Origin of the sequence: Streptomyces cyaneofuscatus, from assembly GCF_042718795.1 — a bacterium.
In the GTDB taxonomy this organism is placed as follows: Bacteria; Actinomycetota; Actinomycetes; order Streptomycetales; family Streptomycetaceae; genus Streptomyces; species Streptomyces cyaneofuscatus_A.
In genome coordinates this window covers 329,034-348,469 of record NZ_JBHXOX010000002.1, presented here as the reverse complement: position 1 = coordinate 348,469, position 19,436 = coordinate 329,034, and the positions used below count along the sequence as shown (strand labels likewise).

General features: G+C 72.6%; 19 protein-coding genes. 15 read left to right on the top strand and 4 right to left on the bottom strand.

Translation table 11 applies throughout. From position 1 onward, the window contains the following. Positions 1-82: 82 nt before the first annotated feature. Positions 83-721, bottom strand: a complete 639-nt coding sequence (locus ACFWRT_RS03260; RefSeq protein ID WP_380952622.1) for a dihydrofolate reductase family protein — start codon at positions 719-721, stop codon at positions 83-85. A 194-nt stretch (positions 722-915) separates the two neighbouring features. On the opposite strand from ACFWRT_RS03260, the gene ACFWRT_RS03255 reads away from it, so the two are divergent. Both ACFWRT_RS03255 and hemW read left to right on the top strand, forming a co-directional pair. Next, positions 916-2,967 (top strand): SpoIIE family protein phosphatase, encoded by a 2,052-nt coding sequence (locus tag ACFWRT_RS03255; protein ID WP_380952624.1) that lies wholly within the window; start codon positions 916-918, stop codon positions 2,965-2,967. 33 nt (positions 2,968-3,000) lie between these two features. Beyond that, entirely contained in the window at positions 3,001-4,242 is a 1,242-nt protein-coding gene (gene hemW / locus ACFWRT_RS03250; protein ID WP_380952625.1) for a radical SAM family heme chaperone HemW, read from the top strand. Between the two features lie 30 nt (positions 4,243-4,272). On the opposite strand, the gene ACFWRT_RS03245 is transcribed toward hemW, so the two are convergent. Both ACFWRT_RS03245 and ACFWRT_RS03240 read right to left on the bottom strand, forming a co-directional pair. Beyond that, complete coding sequence (locus tag ACFWRT_RS03245; protein ID WP_380952626.1) at positions 4,273-5,094, bottom strand: DUF3097 domain-containing protein; 822 nt, start codon at positions 5,092-5,094, stop codon at positions 4,273-4,275. 119 nt (positions 5,095-5,213) lie between these two features. After that, complete coding sequence (locus tag ACFWRT_RS03240; protein WP_380952627.1) at positions 5,214-5,945, bottom strand: MBL fold metallo-hydrolase; 732 nt, start codon at positions 5,943-5,945, stop codon at positions 5,214-5,216. Between the two features lie 179 nt (positions 5,946-6,124). Between ACFWRT_RS03240 and hrcA the strand changes: the two genes are divergently transcribed. From hrcA to ACFWRT_RS03205, 7 genes are all read left to right on the top strand, one after another. After that, positions 6,125-7,141, top strand: a complete 1,017-nt coding sequence (hrcA, locus tag ACFWRT_RS03235; RefSeq protein WP_030563440.1) for a heat-inducible transcriptional repressor HrcA — start codon at positions 6,125-6,127, stop codon at positions 7,139-7,141. After that, entirely contained in the window at positions 7,142-8,281 is a 1,140-nt protein-coding gene (gene dnaJ / locus ACFWRT_RS03230; protein ID WP_380952628.1) for a molecular chaperone DnaJ, read from the top strand. A 132-nt stretch (positions 8,282-8,413) separates the two neighbouring features. Then, positions 8,414-9,487: a nitronate monooxygenase gene (locus tag ACFWRT_RS03225; protein ID WP_380952629.1), complete on the top strand. Its 1,074-nt coding sequence runs from the start codon at positions 8,414-8,416 to the stop codon at positions 9,485-9,487. After that, a complete protein-coding gene (locus tag ACFWRT_RS03220; protein WP_380952630.1) occupies positions 9,484-10,227 on the top strand; it encodes a 16S rRNA (uracil(1498)-N(3))-methyltransferase in 744 nt (247 codons plus the stop codon). Before ACFWRT_RS03225 ends, ACFWRT_RS03220 begins: the two co-directional genes overlap by 4 nt. Positions 10,228-10,361: 134 nt before the next feature. Then, positions 10,362-10,721: a histidine triad nucleotide-binding protein gene (locus tag ACFWRT_RS03215; protein ID WP_030563432.1), complete on the top strand. Its 360-nt coding sequence runs from the start codon at positions 10,362-10,364 to the stop codon at positions 10,719-10,721. A gap of 26 nt (positions 10,722-10,747) precedes the next feature. Continuing rightward, positions 10,748-11,659, top strand: a complete 912-nt coding sequence (locus ACFWRT_RS03210) for a ribonuclease Z (protein ID WP_380952631.1) — start codon at positions 10,748-10,750, stop codon at positions 11,657-11,659. Positions 11,660-11,702: 43 nt separating this feature from the next. Beyond that, positions 11,703-12,695, top strand: a complete 993-nt coding sequence (locus ACFWRT_RS03205) for an adenosine deaminase (RefSeq protein ID WP_380952632.1) — start codon at positions 11,703-11,705, stop codon at positions 12,693-12,695. Here the strand turns inward: ACFWRT_RS03205 and ACFWRT_RS03200 are convergent. Continuing rightward, a complete protein-coding gene (locus tag ACFWRT_RS03200; RefSeq protein ID WP_380952633.1) occupies positions 12,659-14,008 on the bottom strand; it encodes an MFS transporter in 1,350 nt (449 codons plus the stop codon). The genes ACFWRT_RS03205 and ACFWRT_RS03200 overlap by 37 nt on opposite strands. A gap of 416 nt (positions 14,009-14,424) precedes the next feature. Between ACFWRT_RS03200 and ACFWRT_RS03195 the strand changes: the two genes are divergently transcribed. The 6 genes from ACFWRT_RS03195 (at position 14,425) to ACFWRT_RS03170 (ending at position 19,398) form a co-directional block, all read left to right on the top strand. Beyond that, positions 14,425-15,543 carry a carbohydrate kinase family protein gene (locus tag ACFWRT_RS03195; RefSeq protein ID WP_380952634.1) on the top strand — a complete coding sequence of 373 codons (1,119 nt, stop codon included), beginning with the start codon at positions 14,425-14,427 and terminating at the stop codon, positions 15,541-15,543. 177 nt (positions 15,544-15,720) lie between these two features. Continuing rightward, positions 15,721-16,785 (top strand): PhoH family protein, encoded by a 1,065-nt coding sequence (locus ACFWRT_RS03190; protein WP_380952636.1) that lies wholly within the window; start codon positions 15,721-15,723, stop codon positions 16,783-16,785. A 12-nt stretch (positions 16,786-16,797) separates the two neighbouring features. Beyond that, positions 16,798-17,295, top strand: a complete 498-nt coding sequence (gene ybeY / locus ACFWRT_RS03185; RefSeq protein ID WP_380952637.1) for an rRNA maturation RNase YbeY — start codon at positions 16,798-16,800, stop codon at positions 17,293-17,295. Further along, positions 17,292-18,587 carry a hemolysin family protein gene (locus ACFWRT_RS03180; protein WP_380952638.1) on the top strand — a complete coding sequence of 432 codons (1,296 nt, stop codon included), beginning with the start codon at positions 17,292-17,294 and terminating at the stop codon, positions 18,585-18,587. Before ybeY ends, ACFWRT_RS03180 begins: the two co-directional genes overlap by 4 nt. Beyond that, the gene (locus ACFWRT_RS03175) at positions 18,584-18,940 is read left to right on the top strand and encodes an MmcQ/YjbR family DNA-binding protein (RefSeq protein ID WP_380952639.1); all 357 of its coding nucleotides are present in this window, start codon (positions 18,584-18,586) and stop codon (positions 18,938-18,940) included. The genes ACFWRT_RS03180 and ACFWRT_RS03175 overlap by 4 nt, the downstream gene beginning before the upstream one ends. Positions 18,941-19,035: 95 nt before the next feature. Beyond that, on the top strand, positions 19,036-19,398 hold the full coding sequence (locus tag ACFWRT_RS03170; protein ID WP_380952640.1) for a cytidine deaminase: 363 nt from the start codon (positions 19,036-19,038) through the stop codon (positions 19,396-19,398). Positions 19,399-19,436 lie beyond the last annotated feature (38 nt).

Genomic DNA, 19,436 nt, shown 5'->3' with positions numbered 1-19,436 from the left:
GCCCGACACCGACGGGTGTCGGGCCGCCCCGTCCGCCGTGCGTGCCCTGTCGTGCGTGTCCTGTCGTGACCGGCCGGGCACGCTAGCTTCCGGCACCGCGATCGGGTGCGCTCATGTCGCCCGTCGCGGGAATGCCGTCGGCGAGCCCGTAGCGCAGGTGCACAGCGCCCTTCGGGCCGGCCGCCGGTGGCGCGAGGAGCGTCAGGTTGGTGGGCACCGCACCCCCGTCGAACACCTTCTTCCCGACGCCGAGCACGATGGGATGCAGCCAGAGGTCGAGGCGGTCGAAGAGCTTCTCGCGCAGGAGGGTCTGGACGAAGTTCAGGCTCCCGACGACCTTCACGTGCTCGTGCCGGTCGCGGATCTCGCGCACCGAGGCGGCGAGGTCCGGGCCGAGCGGCGTCGACCCGGCCCACGGGAGGTCGGGCCTGCCGCGGGAGGCCACGTACTTCGGGACCCTGTTGAAGAGCGTGGCGATCCCGTCGTCCTCGCCGCCCTCCTGGTGAGGCCAGTAGGCGGCGAAGATGTCGTACGTCCGCCGGCCGAGCAGGAGGGCGTCCGTGCCCTCGTACGCTCCACCGATCTGCGCCTCGGTGACCTGGTCCAGCAGGGGCGCCTGCCAGCCGCCGAACGGGAACCCCTGCGGGTCCTCGTCGGGTCCGCCGGGCGCCTGTCCGACGAGGTCGAGGGTCGCGAACAGCTCGATGTGGATGAGGCCCATGGCTTGCTCCTGATGCGTCGGTGGTCTCTCCAGGGGTAGACCCGTGGAGGCCCGCCGGCTCATCGCCGCGACGGAACCTGACACCAGGCGTTCGAATCTGCTCGATTTTCTGCCCACTTCGGTAACTCGGTGCTTATGGGCGCGTCCGGTCTGTCACTCTGTCGGAGTCGTCGGACCCGTAGGAGAGCCGCACCGTGGCACCCATCCCCGTGCAGCGGGACACCGTGCAGCGCCCCGGCACCACCCGTGCCGGGTACGCGCACGGCCCGCGCCTGGCCAGCCGTACCAGCCTGCCCGGCATACCGCTCGCCCCGTCCGCCGCCCGCCGGTTCGTGCGGGCGGCGCTCGCGGAGTGGACCGGGCTCGGGGTGCCCGCCGCCGTGGGCTTCAGCGACCGGCTCGCCGACGACGCGGTGACCGTCACCAACGAGCTGGTCACCAACGCCGTCGTGCACGCCGGGACCACGGTCGACCTGGTCCTCCGGCTGGAGGAGGAGGGCGGCGACGAGCCCTCGGCCGCCCTCGTCCTGGAGGTCACCGACCACCATCCGGCCCGCCCGGTCGGCGCCGACGAGGCCGGGGATCCGGCCCGTACGGAGACCGAGGAACCCGCCGGCCTCCCCGACCCCGCCGAGTACGGCCGGGGCCTCCAGCTCGTCGCCACCCTCGCCGAGTCCTGGGGCATCACCTACCGCACCGGCCTCAAGACCGTCTGGGCCCGCCTCCCCGTCGACGACTGGAGCGGCCCGCCCGCCCCGCCCGACCAGGACTCCCTCCAGCGCGGCCTGCGCGCCGCCGAGATCCTCGCCCCCGCCGCCCGGCGCACCGAACGCGACGACGCGGTCTGGGACAGCCGGGGCGCCCCCGCCTTCCTCGCCGAGGCGTCCGACCTGCTCGCCGGGCAGCTCGACGAGGACCTGGTGGCCGCCATAGCGGGCCAGCTCCTGGTGCCCCGGCTCGCCGACTGGTGCGCGATCTGGCTGGAGGCCGAGGGCGGGGGACCGGGCGCCGAACCCCGGCTGGCCCGGGTCTGGCACAGCGACGAGACCGGTACGGAACTCCTGCGCACCGCCCTGGAGCGGGAGCCGCTGCGCCTCCCGGCCGGCGTCGGCTCCGGCCCCGTGTCGGTCCCCGTGCCCTGGCCCGCGCACCCCGCAGAAGAGCACCCGCCCGCCGAAGAACACCCGTCCACCGAAGAGCACCCGCCCGCAGAAGAACACCCGCCCACCGAAGAGCACCCGCCCACCGAAGAGCCTCCGCAGCCCGGCGCCCGCGACGGCGCCGCCCTCGCCTTCCGGATCACGGCGGCCGGCCGGGCGCTCGGCACCGTGCTCGTCGGCCGGGAGGGCGTCGCCCAGGTGCCGGAGGCCGTCGCCTCGCTCATCGAGGACTTCGTACGCCGTCTCGGCCTCGCCGTCGGCGCCGCCCGCGCCTACACCCGGCAGGCCACCATCAGCCGGATCCTCCAGCGCGGCCTGCTCCCCAGCAAGGTCGCCGAGATCCCCGGCGTCACCAGCGCCCTCGTCTACGAACCGAGCGACGACGGCGTCGTGGGAGGTGACTTCTACGACATCTTCCCGTGCCCCGGCGACCGCTGGTGCTTCGTCCTCGGCGACGTCCAGGGCAGCGGCCCCGAAGCCGCCGTCGTCACCGGCCTCGCCCGCCCCTGGCTCCGCCTGCTCTCCCGCGAGGGCTTCGGCGTCGGCGAGGTCCTGGACCGGCTCAACCGCCTCCTCCTCGACGACGCCATGGAGGCCGCCGAGGCCGCCGCCCTGATGGTCGCCGCCGCCGGGGGCCAGCAGCTCCACGACGGCTCGCAGTCGCGCTTCCTCTCCCTGCTGTACGGGGAGGTCGTGCCGCTCCCCGGCGGCGGAGTCCGCTGCACGGTGGCCAGCGCGGGCCACCCGCTGCCCCTGCTGCTGCGCCCCGACGGCTCCGTACGCCCGGCGGCCGAGCCGCAGGTGCTGCTGGGGGTCGTCGAGGACGTGGCGTACGAGAGCCAGGTCTTCGATCTCGCGCCCGGGGACACCCTGCTCTGCGTCACGGACGGGGTGACCGAGCGGCGGTCGGGGCCGCTGATGTTCGACGACGGGGACGGGCTGGCCCGGGTGCTGGCCGGATGCGCCGGGCTCCCCGCCGACGCGACGGCGGAACGCATCCGGCGGGCGGTCCACGAGTTCGCCGAGCAGCCGCCGGACGACGACGTGGCCCTGCTGGTGCTCCACGCGGACCGGCACGCGGACTGAGGCCGGTCGGGGAAGCTTCCGGCGCGAGCGACAATGGACGGTATGCCTTCCGTACTGCCCGATGGTGAGCCCGTGCCCGACGACGGGGCGCTGCCCCGCCACGCCCTGGAAGGCGCAGCCGACCGCCCGCTCGGCTTCTACCTGCACGTCCCGTACTGCGCCACCCGCTGCGGCTACTGCGACTTCAACACCTACACCGCCACCGAGCTGCGCGGCTCCGGCGGCGCCCTGGCCTCCCGCGACAACTACGCCGCCCACCTCATCGAGGAGGTCCGCCAGGCCCGCAAGGTCCTCGGCGACGACCCCCGCCCGGTCCGTACGGTCTTCGTCGGCGGCGGCACGCCCACGCTTCTCCCCGCAGCCGACCTCGTACGGATGCTGGCGTCGATCAAGGAAGAGTTCGGGCTCGCCGAGGACGCGGAGATCACCACCGAGGCGAACCCGGAGTCCGTCGACCCGGCCTACCTCGCGGCGCTCCGCGAGGGCGGCTTCAACCGGGTCTCCTTCGGAATGCAGAGCGCCAAGCAGCACGTCCTGAAGATCCTGGACCGCACGCACACCCCCGGCCGCCCCGAGGCCTGCGTCGCGGAGGCCCGGGCGGCGGGCTTCGACCACGTCAACCTGGACCTGATCTACGGCACCCCCGGCGAGTCCGACGACGACTGGCGGGCCACCCTGGACGCGGCGATCGGCGCGGGCCCCGACCACGTCTCCGCGTACGCGCTCATCGTCGAGGAGGGCACCCAGCTCGCCCGCCGCATCCGGCGCGGCGAGATCCCCATGACCGACGACGACGCCCACGCCGACCGCTACCTCATCGCGGACGAGGCCTTCGCCGCCGCCGGGTTCGACTGGTACGAGGTCTCCAACTGGGCCACCACCGAGGCCGGCCGCTGCCTCCACAACGAGCTGTACTGGCGCGGCGCCGACTGGTGGGGCGCGGGCCCCGGCGCCCACAGCCACGTCGGCGGCGTCCGCTGGTGGAACGTGAAGCACCCGGGCGCGTACGCCCAGGCGCTGGCCGAAGGCCGCTCACCCGGCGCGGGCCGGGAGATCCTGGCCGAGGAGGACCGCCGGGTGGAGCGCATCCTGCTGGAACTCCGGCTCCGCGAGGGCTGCCCGCTGGACCTGCTCAAACCCGACGGCCTCGCCGCCTCCCGCCGCGCGCTGACCGACGGACTGCTCGATCCGGTCCCGTACGAGAAGGGCCGCGCGGTCCTCACCCTGCGCGGGCGGCTCCTGGCCGACGCGGTGGTGCGGGACCTGGTGGACTGAGCCCCGGCTGAATCCCCTGGGCCCTGGGGGTCAGTCCGGGACGGCGGTCACGAAGTCGATCAGCTCTTCGACTCTTCCCAGCAGGTGCGGCTCCAGGTCCTTGTAGCTGTGCACCTTGGACAGGATGTGCTGCCAGGCGGCCCCGGTGTTCTCCGGCCACCCCAGCGCCCGGCACACCCCCGTCTTCCAGTCCTGGCCGCGCGGTACCACCGGCCACGCCTCGATCCCCACCGACGACGGCTTCACCGCCTCCCACACGTCGATGTAAGGGTGCCCCACCACCAGCACATCCGGGTCCGAGACCTGCGCCGCGAGCCGGGACTCCTTGGAACCGGTCACCAGGTGGTCCACCAGCACCCCGAGCCGGGCGTCCGGCCCCGGGGAGAAGTCGCCCACGATGGCCGGAAGGTCGTCGATGCCCTCCAGGTACTCCACCACCACGCCCTCGATGCGCAGGTCGTCGCCCCACACCCGCTCCACCAGCTCCGCGTCGTGCCGGCCCTCCACATAGATCCGCCCCGCCCGCGCCACCCGGGCCCGCGCACCGGGCACCGCCACGGAGCCGGAGGCCGTACGGGAGGGGCGCACCGGGCCGCCGGGGCCGGGGCGCACCAGGGTGACCACCTTGCCCTCCAGCAGGAAGGCGCGCGGCTCCATCGGGAAGACCCGGTGCTTGCCGAAGCGGTCCTCCAGGGTCACCGTCGGCCCCTGGGCCGTCTTCTCGCAGCGGATCACCGCCCCGCAGAAACCGGTGGCGACCTCCTCCACGACCAGATCGGGTTCGGCGGGGACCTCGGGCACGGGGGCGGACCGCTTCCACGGCGGGGTCAGGTCCGGCTGGTAACTGCGCATGCGCAGACGATAATCCTCACGCCGCCCGGAAGATCGTCACTCCGACCGAGAACCCGAGAACCCGAGAACCCGAGAACCCGAGAGCCCGACAACCGTCACTCCGCCCGGGAACCGCAACCTCACCCCACCCCGAACCGCCCCGCCAGCGCCGCCCGCTGCTCCCGGACGAACGCCGCGTCCACCACCGCCCCGTGCCCCGGTACGTACACCGCGCCCTCGCCGCCCAGTTCGAGCAGCCGGTCCAGCGCCGCCGGCCAGCGCGAGGGGATCGCGTCCCGGCCCGCCTGCGGTTCGCCCGACTCCTCCACCAGGTCGCCGCAGAGCACCACCTCAGGCTCGCCCTCCGCGCCCGGGACCAGCACCGCGAGGTCATGGCCGCTGTGGCCCGGGCCCACGTTGGCCAGCAGCACCTGACGGCCGCCGCCCAGGTCGAGCGTCCACTCGCCGGTCACCTCGTGGTGCGGCACCACCAGCGTGTCCACCGCCCGGTGCGCCTCCTCCTCCGGGAGGCCGTGGCGCACGGCCGACCCGGTCAGCTCGTCCGCCGACCGCTCCAGCAGCGCGGCGATCCCCACCGCCCCGTACACCTGCGCCCCCGCGAACGCCGCCGTGCCCAGCACATGATCGAAGTGCGGGTGGCTCAGTGCGATATGCGTCACCCTCCGGCCGAGCAGCGCCTCGGCCTGCCGGCGCAGCTCGACGCCCTCGCGCAGGGTCGAGCCGGTGTCGTACAGGAGCACCCCGTCGGCCCCCGCCACCAGCGCGGCCGTGGCGTCCCAGCCCGGCAGGCGCCGCCGCCCGATACCGTGACCCAACCGCTCCCAGCCGAAGTCTTCCCACAACACGTCCATGGGACGACGCTATCGGCAACGCCCCGCACGGCTCGGCGGCGGCGTGGCCGGTCGCCCTTGCCCCCGCCCCACCTCACCCCCGTACACTGACCGGTGGGTAGCTGGCACTCGTACGCACCGAGTGCCAGACGGATACCGGAGTTCACGACACCGGAGAACGACAGCTGGAGGTGTGCGCCATGCTCAGCGAACGCAGACTCGAAGTGCTGCGCGCCATCGTCCAGGACTATGTCGGCACCGAGGAGCCCGTCGGCTCCAAGGCGCTCACGGAGCGGCACCAGCTCGGGGTCTCCCCGGCCACCGTCCGCAACGACATGGCGGTGCTGGAGGACGAGGGCTTCATCGCGCAGCCGCACACGAGCGCGGGGCGCATCCCCACCGACAAGGGGTACCGCCTCTTCGTCGACAAGCTCGCCGGAGTCAAGCCGCTCTCCTCGCCCGAGCGCCGGGCCATCCAGAACTTCCTCGACGGCGCGGTCGACCTCGACGACGTGGTCGGCCGGACGGTGCGGCTGCTCGCGCAGCTCACCCGGCAGGTCGCGGTCGTGCAGTACCCCTCGCTGACCCGCTCGACGGTGCGGCACGTGGAGCTGCTCTCGCTGGCCCCCGCCCGGCTGATGCTCGTCCTGATCACGGACACCGGCCGGGTCGAACAGCGTATGATCGACTGCCCCGCGCCCTTCGGCGAGGCATCCCTCGCGGATCTGCGGGCCCGGCTCAACAGCCGGGTCGTCGGACGCCGCTTCGCGGATGTCCCCCGGCTGGTGCGGGAGCTGCCGGAATCCTTCGACAGCGAGGACCGTGGGACGGTTTCCACGGTTCTTTCCACCCTCCTCGAAACCCTGGTCGAGGAGACGGAGGAGCGGCTGATGATCGGCGGCACCTCCAACCTCACCCGCTTCGGGCACGACTTCCCTGTGATGATCCGGCCGGTGCTGGAAGCACTGGAGGAGCAGGTCGTCCTGCTGAAGCTGCTCGGTGAGGCCACGGACTCAGCCATGACCGTACGGATCGGGCACGAGAACGCCCACGAGGGCCTCACGTCCACGTCCGTCGTCGCGGTCGGCTACGGTTCGGGCGACGAGGCAGTCGCCAAACTCGGCGTGGTCGGACCGACCCGCATGGACTACCCCGGAACGATGGGAGCGGTACGCGCAGTGGCACGTTACGTCGGACAGATCCTGGCGGAGTCGTAAGTGGCCACGGACTACTACGCCGTACTCGGCGTGCGCCGCGACGCATCTCAGGACGAGATCAAGAAGGCATTCCGTCGGCTCGCCCGCGAGCTGCACCCGGATGTCAACCCGGATCCCAAGACCCAGGAGCGGTTCAAGGAGATCAACGCCGCTTACGAGGTGCTCTCGGACCCGCAGAAGAAGCAGGTCTACGACCTCGGCGGCGACCCGCTCTCCGCCAGTGGCGGGGGCGGCGGCGCGGGCGGTTTCGGAGCCGGCGGCTTCGGCAACTTCTCCGACATCATGGACGCGTTCTTCGGAACGGCCTCGCAGCGCGGGCCCCGCTCGCGCACCCGGCGCGGCCAGGACGCGATGATCCGCCTGGAGATCGACCTCGCCGAGGCGGCCTTCGGCACCACCAAGGACATCCAGGTCGACACGGCGGTCGTCTGCAACACCTGCAGCGGCGAGGGCGCGGCCCCCGGCACCTCCGCGCAGACCTGTGACATGTGCCGCGGCCGTGGCGAGGTCTCGCAGGTCACCCGGTCCTTCCTGGGCCAGGTCATGACCTCGCGGCCCTGCCCGCAGTGCCAGGGCTTCGGTACGGTCGTGCCGACGCCGTGCCCGGAGTGCGCCGGCGACGGCCGCATCCGCTCGCGCCGCACGCTCACCGTCAAGATCCCGGCGGGCGTCGACAACGGCACCCGTATCCAGCTCGCCGGTGAGGGCGAGGTCGGCCCCGGCGGCGGCCCGCCCGGCGACCTGTACGTCGAGATCCACGAGCTGCCGCACGCCGTCTTCCAGCGGCGCGGCGACGACCTGCACTGCACGGTCACCATCCCGATGACCGCGGCCGCCCTCGGTACGAAGTGTCCGCTGGAGACCCTGGACGGCGTCGAGGAGATCGACATCCGGCCCGGCACCCAGTCCGGCCAGTCCGTCCCCCTGCACGGGCGGGGCATCACCCACCTGCGCGGCGGCGGCCGGGGCGACCTCATCGTGCACGTCGAGGTCATGACCCCCTCCAAGCTCGACGCCGAGCAGGAGCGACTCCTGCGGGAGCTCTCCAAGCTGCGCGGCGAGGAGCGGCCCTTGGGCCAGTTTCAGCCAGGTCAGCAGGGGCTCTTCTCCCGGCTGAAGGACGCCTTCAACGGCCGCTGAACCGTTTTCCGCCTTTCACCGCACCGCCCACCGGTTACCGACCGGTGGGCGGTGCGGCGTTCGGTGGGAGAACCGGTCAGGCCGCCCACTGGCTGATTCGGCCCTGTGCGGCGGACGTGGCACGATGCGGTCATGTCCTCCGCGTTGACCGATCTCTGCCGGTATCCGATCGTGCAGGCCCCCATGGCGGGCGGCGCTTCCGGACCCCAGCTCGCCGCGGCCGTCGCCGACGCGGGCGGTCTCGGGTTCCTCGCCGCCGGGTACAAGACCGCGGACGGCATGTACCACGAGATCAAACAGTTGCGCCGGCTCACCGGCGGCCCGTTCGGCGTGAACCTGTTCATGCCGCAGCCCGCGCTCGCCGACGCCGGCGCCGTCGAGGTCTACCGCCACCAGTTGGCCGGTGAGGCCGCCTGGTACGAGACCCCGCTGGGCGACCCCGACGGCTGCGGCGACGACGCGTACGAGGCGAAGGTCGCCATCCTGCGGGAGGACCCCGTCCCGGTGGTCTCCTTCACCTTCGGCTGCCCCACCCGCGACACGCTGGACGCCTTCGCCAAGGCGGGGACGTACACCATCGTGACGGTCACCTCCGCCGAGGAGGCCCAGGCGGCCCAGTGGGCGGGCGCCGACGCCGTCTGCGTCCAGGGCGTCGAGGCGGGCGGCCACCAGTCCACGCACCGGGACGACCCGCAGGCCGACCACACCGGCATCGGCCTGCTCAGCCTGGTCACCCAGGTCCGCGAGACCGTGCAGATCCCGATCGTCGCCGCCGGCGGCCTGATGCGCGGCTCGCAGATCGCCGCCGTCCTCGCGGCGGGCGCCGACGCCGCCCAGCTCGGCACCGCCTTCCTGATCTGCCCGGAGTCCGGCGCGCACCTGCTCCACAAGCAGGCCCTGACCAACCCGCTCTTCGTCCGCACCGAGCTGACCCGCGCCTTCTCCGGCCGCCCCGCGCGCGGCCTGGTCAACCGGTTCGTCCGCGAGCACGGCCCGTACGCCCCCGCCGCCTACCCCCAGGTCCACTACCTGACCACCGGGCTGCGCCAGGCCGCGGCGAAGGCCGGGGACGCCCAGGGCATGGCGCTGTGGGCGGGGCAGGGCCACCGGATGGCCCGCGAACTGCCTGTCGGCGAGCTGATCGAGCTGCTCGTCGCCGAACTGGAGGCCGCCCGGGCGGCCCTGAGCATGAGGAGCCCCCGGTGACGGCACCGGTCTTCGTCGTCGAACGGATGCCCACCGGGCCGGAGTTCGTGCTGGAAGGGCCCGAGGGACGGCACGCGGTCTCGGTCAAGCGGCTGGAGCCCGGCGAGGACGTCGTCCTCACCGACGGCCTCGGCCACTGGGCGGACGGCGCCGTCCGGGCCGCCGAGGGCAAGGACCGGCTGATCGTCGCTGTCGAAAGCACCCACGAGGAGCCGGAGCCCGCGCCCCGGATCACCGTCGTCCAGGCGCTCCCCAAGGGCGACCGGGGCGAGCTGGCCGTCGAGACCATGACCGAGACCGGCGTCGACGCGATCGTGCCCTGGCAGGCCGCCCGCTGCATCACCCAGTGGAAGGGCGAGCGAGGCGCCAAGGCCCTGTCGAAATGGCGCAGTACCGCACGGGAGGCGGGCAAGCAGTCCCGCCGGGTGCGCTTCCCCGAGGTGGCCGAGGCCATGACGACCAAGCAGGTCGCCGCGCTCCTCGCCGGTGCCGACTTCGCCGGGGTCCTGCACGAGGACCGCGACCACGACAGCACCCCCCTCGCCACCGCCGAACTCCCCGCCACCGGCTCGATCGTGCTCGTCGTCGGCCCCGAGGGCGGCGTCTCCCCGCAGGAGCTGGCCGCCTTCGCCGAGGCGGGCGCCCGCCCGTACCGGCTGGGCCGCAGCGTGCTCCGTACGTCCACCGCGGGGACGGCGGCGACCGCGCTGCTGCTGGGGCGCACGGGCCGCTGGGGCTGAACAGGGCCCGGCCGCCCGGCAAGAGGCTTCAGGGCCTGTCGTCAAACTGCCGCCTGCCGGGCGACGACGGCAGCTTGACGACAGGCCCTAACATGAGCCGTACTGATCACCAGCGAACGAGGAGGCCCGGCGCCATGGCGGGAGAGCCGCAGACCGACTGCCTGTTCTGCAAGATCGTCTCGGGGGACATCCCGGCGACCATCGTCCGCGAGAGCGACACGACCGTCGCCTTCCGCGACATCAACCCGCAGGCCCCGACCCACGTCCTGGTCATCCCCAAGGTCCACTACCCGGACGCCGCCTCGCTCGCCGCCGCCGAACCGCAGATCGCCGCCGACGTGCTGCGCGAGGCCGGAGCGGTCGCCGCCGACGAGAAGGTCGACTCCACCGGCTACCGGATCATCCTCAACACCGGCTCCGGCGCCGGCCAGACCGTCTTCCACGCGCACGCCCACGTCCTGGGCGGCCGCGGCCTCCAGTGGCCCCCCGGATAACGCCCGCCCCGTAGGAGTCCCTCCCCATGTCCGTACGCGAGCTGGTGGTGCTCGGCACCGCCAGCCAGGTCCCGACCCGGCACCGCAACCACAACGGCTATCTGCTGCGCTGGGACGGTGAGGGCATCCTCTTCGACCCCGGCGAGGGCACCCAGCGCCAGATGCTCCGGGCCGGGGTCGCCGCGCACGACATCGACCGGATCTGCGTCACCCACTTCCACGGCGACCACTCCCTCGGGCTCGCCGGGGTGATCCAGCGCATCAACCTGGACCAGGTCCCGCACCCCGTCACCGCCCACTACCCGGCGAGCGGGCAGCACTTCTTCGACCGGCTGCGGTACGCCACCGCCTACCGCGAGACCGTCGAGCTGACCGAGACCCCGGTCGCCGGAACCGGCGGGGTCCTCGCCACCACGGCCTCGTACACGCTGGACAGCCACCGCCTCTCGCACCCCGTCGAGTCCTACGGCTACCGCCTCACCGAGCCCGACAGCCGCCGTATGCTGCCGGCCCTGCTCAAGGAGCACGGGATCGCCGGGCCGGACGTCGGCCGCCTCCAGCGTGCGGGCGCACTCGGCGGCGTGACGCTGGAGCAGGTCTCCGAGCACCGGCGCGGGCAGCGGTTCGCGTTCGTCATGGACACCCGGCTCTGCGACGGCGTGTACGCGCTCGCCGAGGGCTGCGACATGCTCGTCATCGAGTCGACCTTCCTCGACGAGGACGAGAAGCTCGCCACCGACCACGGCCACCTGACCGCCGGACAGGCCGCCCGGGTGGCGAAGGATTCAGGCGTACGCCATCTGGTGCTGACCCACTTCTCGCAGCGCTACAGCGACCCCGAACTCTTCGAGACCCAGGCGCGTGCCGCCGGGTTCGACGGCGAACTCACCGTGGCGCAGGACCTGATCAGAGTCCCGCTGCCCCCTCGCCACCACTGAACCACCGCAGTCCGAAAAGCCGCACCACCGTTTGCGAGACACCGTGCATCTCCCCAAGGCCGAACTCCACCTCCACATCGAAGGCACCCTCGAACCCGAACTCGCCTTCGCCCTCGCCGAACGCAACGGGGTGACCCTGCCGTACGCCACCACCGACGAGCTGCGCAGGGCCTACGCGTTCGACGACCTCCAGTCCTTCCTGGACCTCTACTACGCGCTGATGGCCGTGCTGCGGACGGAGGAGGACTTCACCGAACTCGCCGACGCCTATCTCGCCCGCGCCGTAGCCCAGGGCGTCCGGCACGCCGAGATCTTCTTCGACCCGCAGGCCCACACCGCCCGCGGCGTCCCGATCGGCACGGTCATCGAAGGGCTCAGCCGGGCGCTGGAGCGCAGCGAGGAGACCCACGGCATCTCCACCCAGCTCATCCTGTGTTTCCTCCGCGACCTCTCCGCCGAAGCCGCCCTCGGCACCCTCGACGCCGCCCGCCCCTACCTCCACCGGATCAGCGCCGTCGGCCTGGACTCCGCCGAGGTCGGCCACCCGCCCGCCAAGTTCCGCGAGGTGTACGAGGCGGCCACCGCCCTCGGCCTGCGCAAGGTGGCCCACGCGGGGGAGGAGGGGCCGCCGGAGTACATCCGCGAGGCCCTGGACGTCCTCGGCGTGGAGCGCGTCGACCACGGGCTGCGCTGTATGGAGGACCCGGAGCTGGTGGCGCGGCTGGTCGCGGACCGGGTGCCGCTGACGTTGTGCCCGCTGTCCAACGTCACGCTGCGCACGGTCGACACGCTGAAGGACCACCCGCTGCCGGAGATGATGGCGGCGGGCCTGCTCTGCACGGTCAACTCCGACGACCCCGCCTACTTCGGCGGGTACGCGGGCGACAACTTCGACGCCGTACGGGACGCGCTCGCGCTCGACCCGGAGCAGTTGCGCACCCTGGCCCGGAACTCCTTCGAGGCGGCCTTCCTCGACCACGACGAGGAGCGCCGGGCGCGCTACCTGTCCGAGGTCGAGGCGTACGCGTTCGACTGACCGGGCCCGCCGTCCGGACCGGCCGTCCGGATCGCGCTGCGCACCAGCCGCCTGCGCCGTACGCGGAGTTCAGTGACGGCCTGCTCCGGTGAGCCGAGCTTCGGCACCGCACCGGACAGGCTGCCGGTGGTGGCGGCCAGCAGCGCGGCCGGGGCGCCACCACGGCGGCGGACCGAACCGGGCACCAGCGGACGGCCACCGGTGTGCAGCGCCACGGCGGTCACCGGCGCGGCGACCAGGAGCGTGGCCGCGCCCAGGATCAGCCCCATCGCCGGGTAGCCGGCCTCCTCGGAGAGCACGCTGCCCAGGAGCGGACCGCAGGCCACGCCCACGGAGGAGGCCGAGCCCGCCAGGACCGCCCAGCGGCCGCGTACGTCCAGGGAGGCGGCCAGGCCGATCAGGTAGGAGAGGACCACCGGGTAGACGGTGTTCCACAGGATCTCGCCGGTCGCGAACGAGCCCAGGTTCCGGGCCGAGGAGCTGACCACGATACTCCCCGCGATCACCACGGTCCCCAGCCCGATCGGCACCGCCCGGCCCACCCGGGCGCCGAGCAACCCGGCGCCCATGACGCCCAGCAGCCCCGCGCCGAGGGCGGCGGCGAACACCGCGCCGACGGTCACCTCGGAGAGCCCCACCTGCACCACGCCGATGCGGCTGCTGACGCCCCACAGAGCGTTCTGCGCCATCGACCAGACGAGCATGCCGCCCGCCAGGACGAGACCGGAGCGGCGGTGCGGCAGGCGGCCGGTGATCCGGGATGCGGACTCCTCCGGGGCCGTGGGGCCGTTCAGCCGGCTGGTCGCGGGCCAGACGAGCAGGGCGACCAGGGCGATCGCGGCGAACGGGAGCCGGTGGCCGCCGCCGAGGTGCGGGATCGTCAGATAGAGCGCGCCCGCCGTGGCGGAGACGGTGAGCAGCCCGAGCGAGGACGTCCGGTGCGGGTCGCGCTGCGCGGCGATCCCCGCCGCCGCGACCGCAGTCGCCGCCCCCGAGCCGAAGCCGCCGACCATGACGGAGGCCACCACCAGCGGCACGGACCCGGCCAGCGCGGCGGAGCCGTAGCCCACGGCGGCCAGCACCAGACCGACGCGGGCCGGGGTACGGGACCCGTACCGCTCGACCCGGCCCGCCAGGGTGAACCCGGCACTCGCCGAACTCAGCAGCAGAGCACTGCCGACCAGGCCCGCCTGCGCGGGAGTCAGCCCGAGATGGACGCTGAGGCGGCCGACGATGGTGGGGAGCAGATAGGAGGCGAGGTAACCGGCGGTGAAGACGGCGACCAGCGGCCACGCGGCACGGCGCGAGGACATGGGCGTTCCTGAAGACATGCCTGAGCAGGCAGGGGGGAGGGGGAGAGGATGCTGCGACGCGCGCAGAGCAGAACAGGGCAGAGCAGAGCGATGCCCGGCGCACGGGAAGGGGGAGAATGCGAGGCGGTACGGGGAAATGCGGGAGATGCGGCTCTCGTCGGGCAACGTCCCCGAAGGTGCTCGCGGGGCAATTTGTATCAAGCGCTCCCAGTCGACCGAAAGTCGCCTCGCTGTGATCTGGGCCACTTATGCGTTTATGCATCCGGAGGGCGGGTAGTGGCGCATGTTTATGCAGGTCAGCACCGCACGCCGATGGTCACCCGGATCGGCGGGGAGGCTCCGCCCCTGACCCCGAATCGGGCAGACTGGCCGGATCTCACACTGTCCAGATCTGCCGAACGGCCGGGGAGCGCGCGGTGAGCACTGACACTCCAGGAATCGACCCGCTGCTGGCGCTGCGCGCCCCGCAGGACCCCGCCTGCGACGTCTTCCTGACCGGCACGGTCTTCCTCGACATCATCTTCACCGGCCTCGACAGCGCCCCCGTACGCGGCACCGAGTCCTGGGCCCGGGGCATGGGCTCCAGCCCCGGCGGGGTCGCCAACATGGCCACCGCGCTTGCCCGCCTCGGCCTGCACACCTCGCTGGCCGCCGCGTTCGGCGACGACCACTACGGCGAGTACTGCTGGGACGCCCTCGAACAGGGCGAGGGCATCGACCTGTCGATATCGCACACCGTCCCCGGCTGGCACTCCCCGGTCACGGTCTCCATGGCGTACGAGGGCGAGCGCACGATGGTCTCCCACGGCCACGAGGCCCCGGCGCCTTCAGCCGTTCCGGGGCAGGCCACCGCCGCCCCGGACCCCGCCTTCCCCCGGTGCCCCCCGCGCGCCCGGGCCGCGATCGCCTCGCTCGTCCCCGGCCGCAGCGAACCCTGGGTGGCCACCGCCGCCCGGCACGGCGCGCTGATCTTCGCCGACGTCGGCTGGGACGAGACGGGCCGCTGGGACCTGGACGCGCTGCCCGACCTGGCGCACTGCGAGGCGTTCCTCCCCAACGCCGAGGAGGCGATGCGCTACACCCGCACCGACTGTCCGCGCGCCGCCGCCCACGCGCTGGCCGAACGCGTCCCCCTCGCCGTCGTCACCCTGGGCGCCGAGGGCGCGTACGCCGTCGACGGCCGCACCGGGGCCGCCGCCCAGGTGCCCGCCATCGAGGTGGAGGCCCTCGACCCGACCGGCGCCGGGGACGTGTTCGTGGCCGGGTTCGTCACCGGCACCCTCGCCGACTGGCCGCTCGCCGACCGCCTCGCCTTCGCCGGGCTGACCGCCGCCCTCTCGGTCCAGGAGTTCGGCGGCTCACTCTCCGCACCCGGCTGGGCCGAGATCGCCGCCTGGTGGCAGCGCATCCGCACCCTCGACGACCAGGACCCCACCGCCCTGGAGCGGTACGCGTTCCTGGAGGACTTGCTCCCCACCACGGCCCGCGCCTGGCCGCTGCGGCGCGCGGTCCCCACGATCGGCTTCCGCCAGTGAGCGGGCGCCGGCGGCCGCCACAGACGCCTCGTCGGACCCCGGGTAAGACCCCTCGTACACACGGCCGGTAAAAGGAGTCCGCGTTGTCACTGCCAAGTCGTAGGCTTGGTGATCCAGAGGTTGTCGAGCAGCGACAGCCCTGCAACGGGAGGTATGCGCAGGCCCGAGGGCCGGCCCATGACTCAGACACCCACACACCCGCAGGCGCGTGCCCAGATCCGGATCCCGGCCGCTCACCCCATGGTGATGCTCCTCGGATCGGGTGACTCGCTGTTGCGCGTGATCGAAGAGGCCTTCCCGGCGGCCGACATCCATGTCCGGGGCAACGAGATCAGCGCCACGGGCGAGGCGGCCGACGTCGCCCTCATCCAGCGCCTGTTCGACGAGATGATGCTCGTGCTCCGCACCGGAGCGCCGATGACGGAGGACGCAGTGGAACGGTCGATCGCCATGCTCAGGGCGGCCGGCACCGGCGAGGGAGACCCCCAGGGCGAGACACCCGCCGAGGTGCTCACCCAGAACATCCTCTCCAACCGCGGCCGCACCATCCGCCCCAAGACGCTCAACCAGAAGCGCTACGTCGACGCGATCGACCAGCACACGATCGTCTTCGGCATCGGCCCCGCGGGCACCGGCAAGACCTACCTGGCCATGGCCAAGGCCGTCCAGGCGCTCCAGGCCAAGCAGGTCAGCCGCATCATCCTGACCCGCCCGGCGGTCGAGGCGGGGGAGCGGCTCGGCTTCCTCCCGGGCACCCTCTTCGACAAGATCGACCCGTATCTGCGCCCGCTCTACGACGCGCTGCACGACATGCTGGACCCCGACTCGATCCCGCGCCTGATGGCGGCGGGCACGATCGAGGTGGCGCCGCTCGCCTACATGCGCGGCCGCACGCTCAACGACGCGTTCATCATCCTCGACGAGGCGCAGAACACCAGCGCCGAGCAGATGAAGATGTTCCTCACCCGCCTCGGCTTCGACTCCAAGATCGTCATCACCGGTGACATCACCCAGGTCGACCTGCCGAGCGGCACCAAGAGCGGGCTCCGGCAGGTCCAGGAGATCCTGGACGGCGTGGAGGACGTGCACTTCTCCCGCCTCACCTCCCAGGATGTCGTCCGGCACAAGCTCGTCGGCCGTATCGTCGACGCGTACGAGAAGTACGACAGCCGAAACGGTCAGCAGGACGGTCAGGCGGACGGCCGGGAAGACGGCCGACGCGACCGCCGTAAAGGGAAGTAGTCGCAGCGCACCATGTCGATCGACGTCAACAACGAGTCCGGAACCGAGGTCGACGAGCAGGCGATCCTCGACATCGCCCGCTACGCACTGGCCCGGATGCGGATCCACCCGCTGTCCGAGCTCTCGGTGATCGTGGTGGACACCGACGCCATGGAGCAGCTGCACATCCAGTGGATGGACCTCCCCGGTCCGACCGATGTCATGTCCTTCCCGATGGACGAGCTGCGTCCGCCGGCCAAGGACGACGAGGAGCCCCCGCAGGGGCTCCTCGGCGACATCGTGCTCTGCCCGGAGGTCGCGAAGCGGCAGGGCGAAGAGGCGCCGACGCAGCACTCCATGGACGAGGAGCTCCAGCTCCTGACCGTCCACGGGGTGCTGCACCTGCTGGGGTACGACCATGAGGTGCCCGAGGAGAAGGCCGAGATGTTCGGCCTCCAGGCCGCCATCGTGGACGGCTGGCGCGGCGAGCACGGTCTCACCGGTGCCTCCCCGGCCCCCACCGTCTCGTGATCGCGCCCCTGATCACCGGCGCCGTCGCGCTGGTCGTCGTCGGCTGGCTGGCCGCCTGCGCCGAGGCGGGCATCGCCCGTACGTCGAGTTTCCGGGCGGACGAGGCGGTCCGGGCCGGGCGGCGCGGCAGCGCGAAGCTGGCGCAGGTCGCCGCCGACCCGGTGCGCTATCTCAACGTCGCCCTGCTGGTGCGGGTCGCCTGCGAGGTGTCGGCCGGGGTGCTCGTCACCTACGTCTGCCTCCAGAAGTTCCCGGAGACCTGGGAGGCGCTCGCCTTCGCGATGGGCGTCATGGTCCTCGTCAGCTACGTCGCCGTCGGGGTCTCCCCGCGCACCATCGGCCGCCAGCACCCGCTGAACACGGCGACGGCCTCGGCGTACGTGCTGCTGCCGCTGGCCCGGATCATGGGCCCGATCCCGCAACTGCTGATCCTCATCGGCAACGCGTTCACCCCGGGCAAGGGGTTCCGCAAGGGCCCGTTCGCCAGCGAGGCCGAGCTGCGGGCCATGGTGGACCTGGCGGAGGCGGAGTCGCTGATCGAGGACGACGAGCGCCGCATGGTGCACTCGGTCTTCGAGCTGGGCGACACCCTGGTGCGCGAGGTGATGGTGCCGCGCACCGACCTCGTCTCCATCGAGCGCTTCAAGACGGTCCGTCAGGCCCTCACCCTCGCCCTGCGCTCCGGCTTCTCCCGGATCCCGGTCACCGGCGAGAACGAGGACGACATCGTCGGGATCGTCTACCTCAAGGACCTGGTCCGCAAGACCCACATCAACCGCGAGTCCGAGGCCGACCCGGTCTCCACCGCGATGCGCCCCGCCGCCTTCGTCCCCGACACCAAGAACGCCGGGGACCTGCTGCGCGAGATGCAGCGGGACCGCAGCCATGTCGCCGTCGTCATCGACGAGTACGGCGGCACGGCGGGCATCGTCACGATCGAGGACATCCTGGAGGAGATCGTCGGTGAGATCACCGACGAGTACGACCGCGAGCTGCCGCCCGTCCAGGAGCTGGAGAACGGCTGCTACCGGGTGACCGCACGCCTCGACATCGGGGACCTCGGCGACCTCTTCGGGCTCGACGAGTACGACGACGAGGACGTGGAGACCGTCGGCGGCCTGCTCGCCAAGGCGCTCGGCCGGGTCCCGATCGCCGGTGCGTCGGCCGTCGTCGACCTGCCCGACAGCCGAAAGCTCCGGCTCACCGCCGAGTCCCCGGCCGGCCGCCGGAACAAGATCGTCACGGTGCTGGTGGAGCCCCAGGAGCAGGAAGCGGAGACGGAGACGGTATGACGCCCGAGCGGCTGCGCGCCTTCTGCCTGGAGTTCAACGCGAGCGTGGAGGAGTTCCCGTTCGGCCCGGAGACCTCGGTCTTCAAGGTGCTCGGCAAGCTCTTCGCCCTCACCTCGCTGGACGCCGACCCGCTGACGGTCAACCTCAAGTGCGACCCGGACGAGGCGGTCCGCCTCCGCGAGGAGCACCCGAAGGCCGTCGCCCCTGGCTGGCACATGAACAAGCGCCACTGGAACACGGTGACCGTCTCCGGCATCCCGGACAAGCTGCTGCGCGAGCTGATCGAGGACTCCTACGACCTGGTCGTCGCCGGCCTCCCGAAGGCGGAGCGGCTGAAGCTGGACCGGCCTTAGGAGGTACGTGGACGGGCCCGCGCCCCACGAAGGAGGCGCGGGCCCGTCGGCGTACCGGCGTGTGGCCGGCCCGGCCCGGTTCGTATGCTCGTGCCATGACCGACACCACCAACGCCGACGGCCTCGACGCCGAGGACCGCAAGATCGTCACCCTGGCGCGCAGCGCCCGCGCCCGCAACGGGGTGGCCGAGGGCGCCGCCGTACGCGACGAGACAGGGCGTACGTACGTGGCGGGCACCGTGGCGCTGGAGTCGCTGAAGCTGAGCGCCCTGCGGACCGCCGTCGCCATGGCCGTCGCCAGCGGCGCCACCTCGCTGGAGGCCGCCGCCGTCGTCTCCGCCGCCGAGGCCCCCGCCGACGAGGACCGCGCCGCCGTACGTGACCTGGGCGGACCGGAGACGCCGGTGTTCCTCGCGGGCCCGGACGGCACCTTGCGGCTGCGGGTCACGGCGGGCTGACCGGCCGGCGCGGAGGCGGTTCCGTACGTCCTTCCGGC

Excerpts from the sequence above, each read along its gene's own strand:
- ACFWRT_RS03260 (WP_380952622.1), bottom strand. The coding sequence starts at position 721 with ATGGGCCTCATCCACATCGAGCTGTTCGCGACCCTCGACCTCGTCGGA.
- hemW (WP_380952625.1), top strand. The coding sequence starts at position 3,001 with ATGGACGGTATGCCTTCCGTACTGCCCGATGGTGAGCCCGTGCCCGAC.
- ACFWRT_RS03245 (WP_380952626.1), bottom strand. The coding sequence starts at position 5,094 with ATGCGCAGTTACCAGCCGGACCTGACCCCGCCGTGGAAGCGGTCCGCC.
- ACFWRT_RS03240 (WP_380952627.1), bottom strand. The coding sequence starts at position 5,945 with ATGGACGTGTTGTGGGAAGACTTCGGCTGGGAGCGGTTGGGTCACGGT.
- hrcA (WP_030563440.1), top strand. The coding sequence starts at position 6,125 with ATGCTCAGCGAACGCAGACTCGAAGTGCTGCGCGCCATCGTCCAGGAC.
- ACFWRT_RS03225 (WP_380952629.1), top strand. The coding sequence starts at position 8,414 with ATGTCCTCCGCGTTGACCGATCTCTGCCGGTATCCGATCGTGCAGGCC.
- ACFWRT_RS03215 (WP_030563432.1), top strand. The coding sequence starts at position 10,362 with ATGGCGGGAGAGCCGCAGACCGACTGCCTGTTCTGCAAGATCGTCTCG.
- ACFWRT_RS03210 (WP_380952631.1), top strand. The coding sequence starts at position 10,748 with ATGTCCGTACGCGAGCTGGTGGTGCTCGGCACCGCCAGCCAGGTCCCG.
- ACFWRT_RS03200 (WP_380952633.1), bottom strand. The coding sequence starts at position 14,008 with ATGTCCTCGCGCCGTGCCGCGTGGCCGCTGGTCGCCGTCTTCACCGCC.
- ACFWRT_RS03190 (WP_380952636.1), top strand. The coding sequence starts at position 15,721 with ATGACTCAGACACCCACACACCCGCAGGCGCGTGCCCAGATCCGGATC.
- ybeY (WP_380952637.1), top strand. The coding sequence starts at position 16,798 with ATGTCGATCGACGTCAACAACGAGTCCGGAACCGAGGTCGACGAGCAG.
- ACFWRT_RS03175 (WP_380952639.1), top strand. The coding sequence starts at position 18,584 with ATGACGCCCGAGCGGCTGCGCGCCTTCTGCCTGGAGTTCAACGCGAGC.
- ACFWRT_RS03170 (WP_380952640.1), top strand. The coding sequence starts at position 19,036 with ATGACCGACACCACCAACGCCGACGGCCTCGACGCCGAGGACCGCAAG.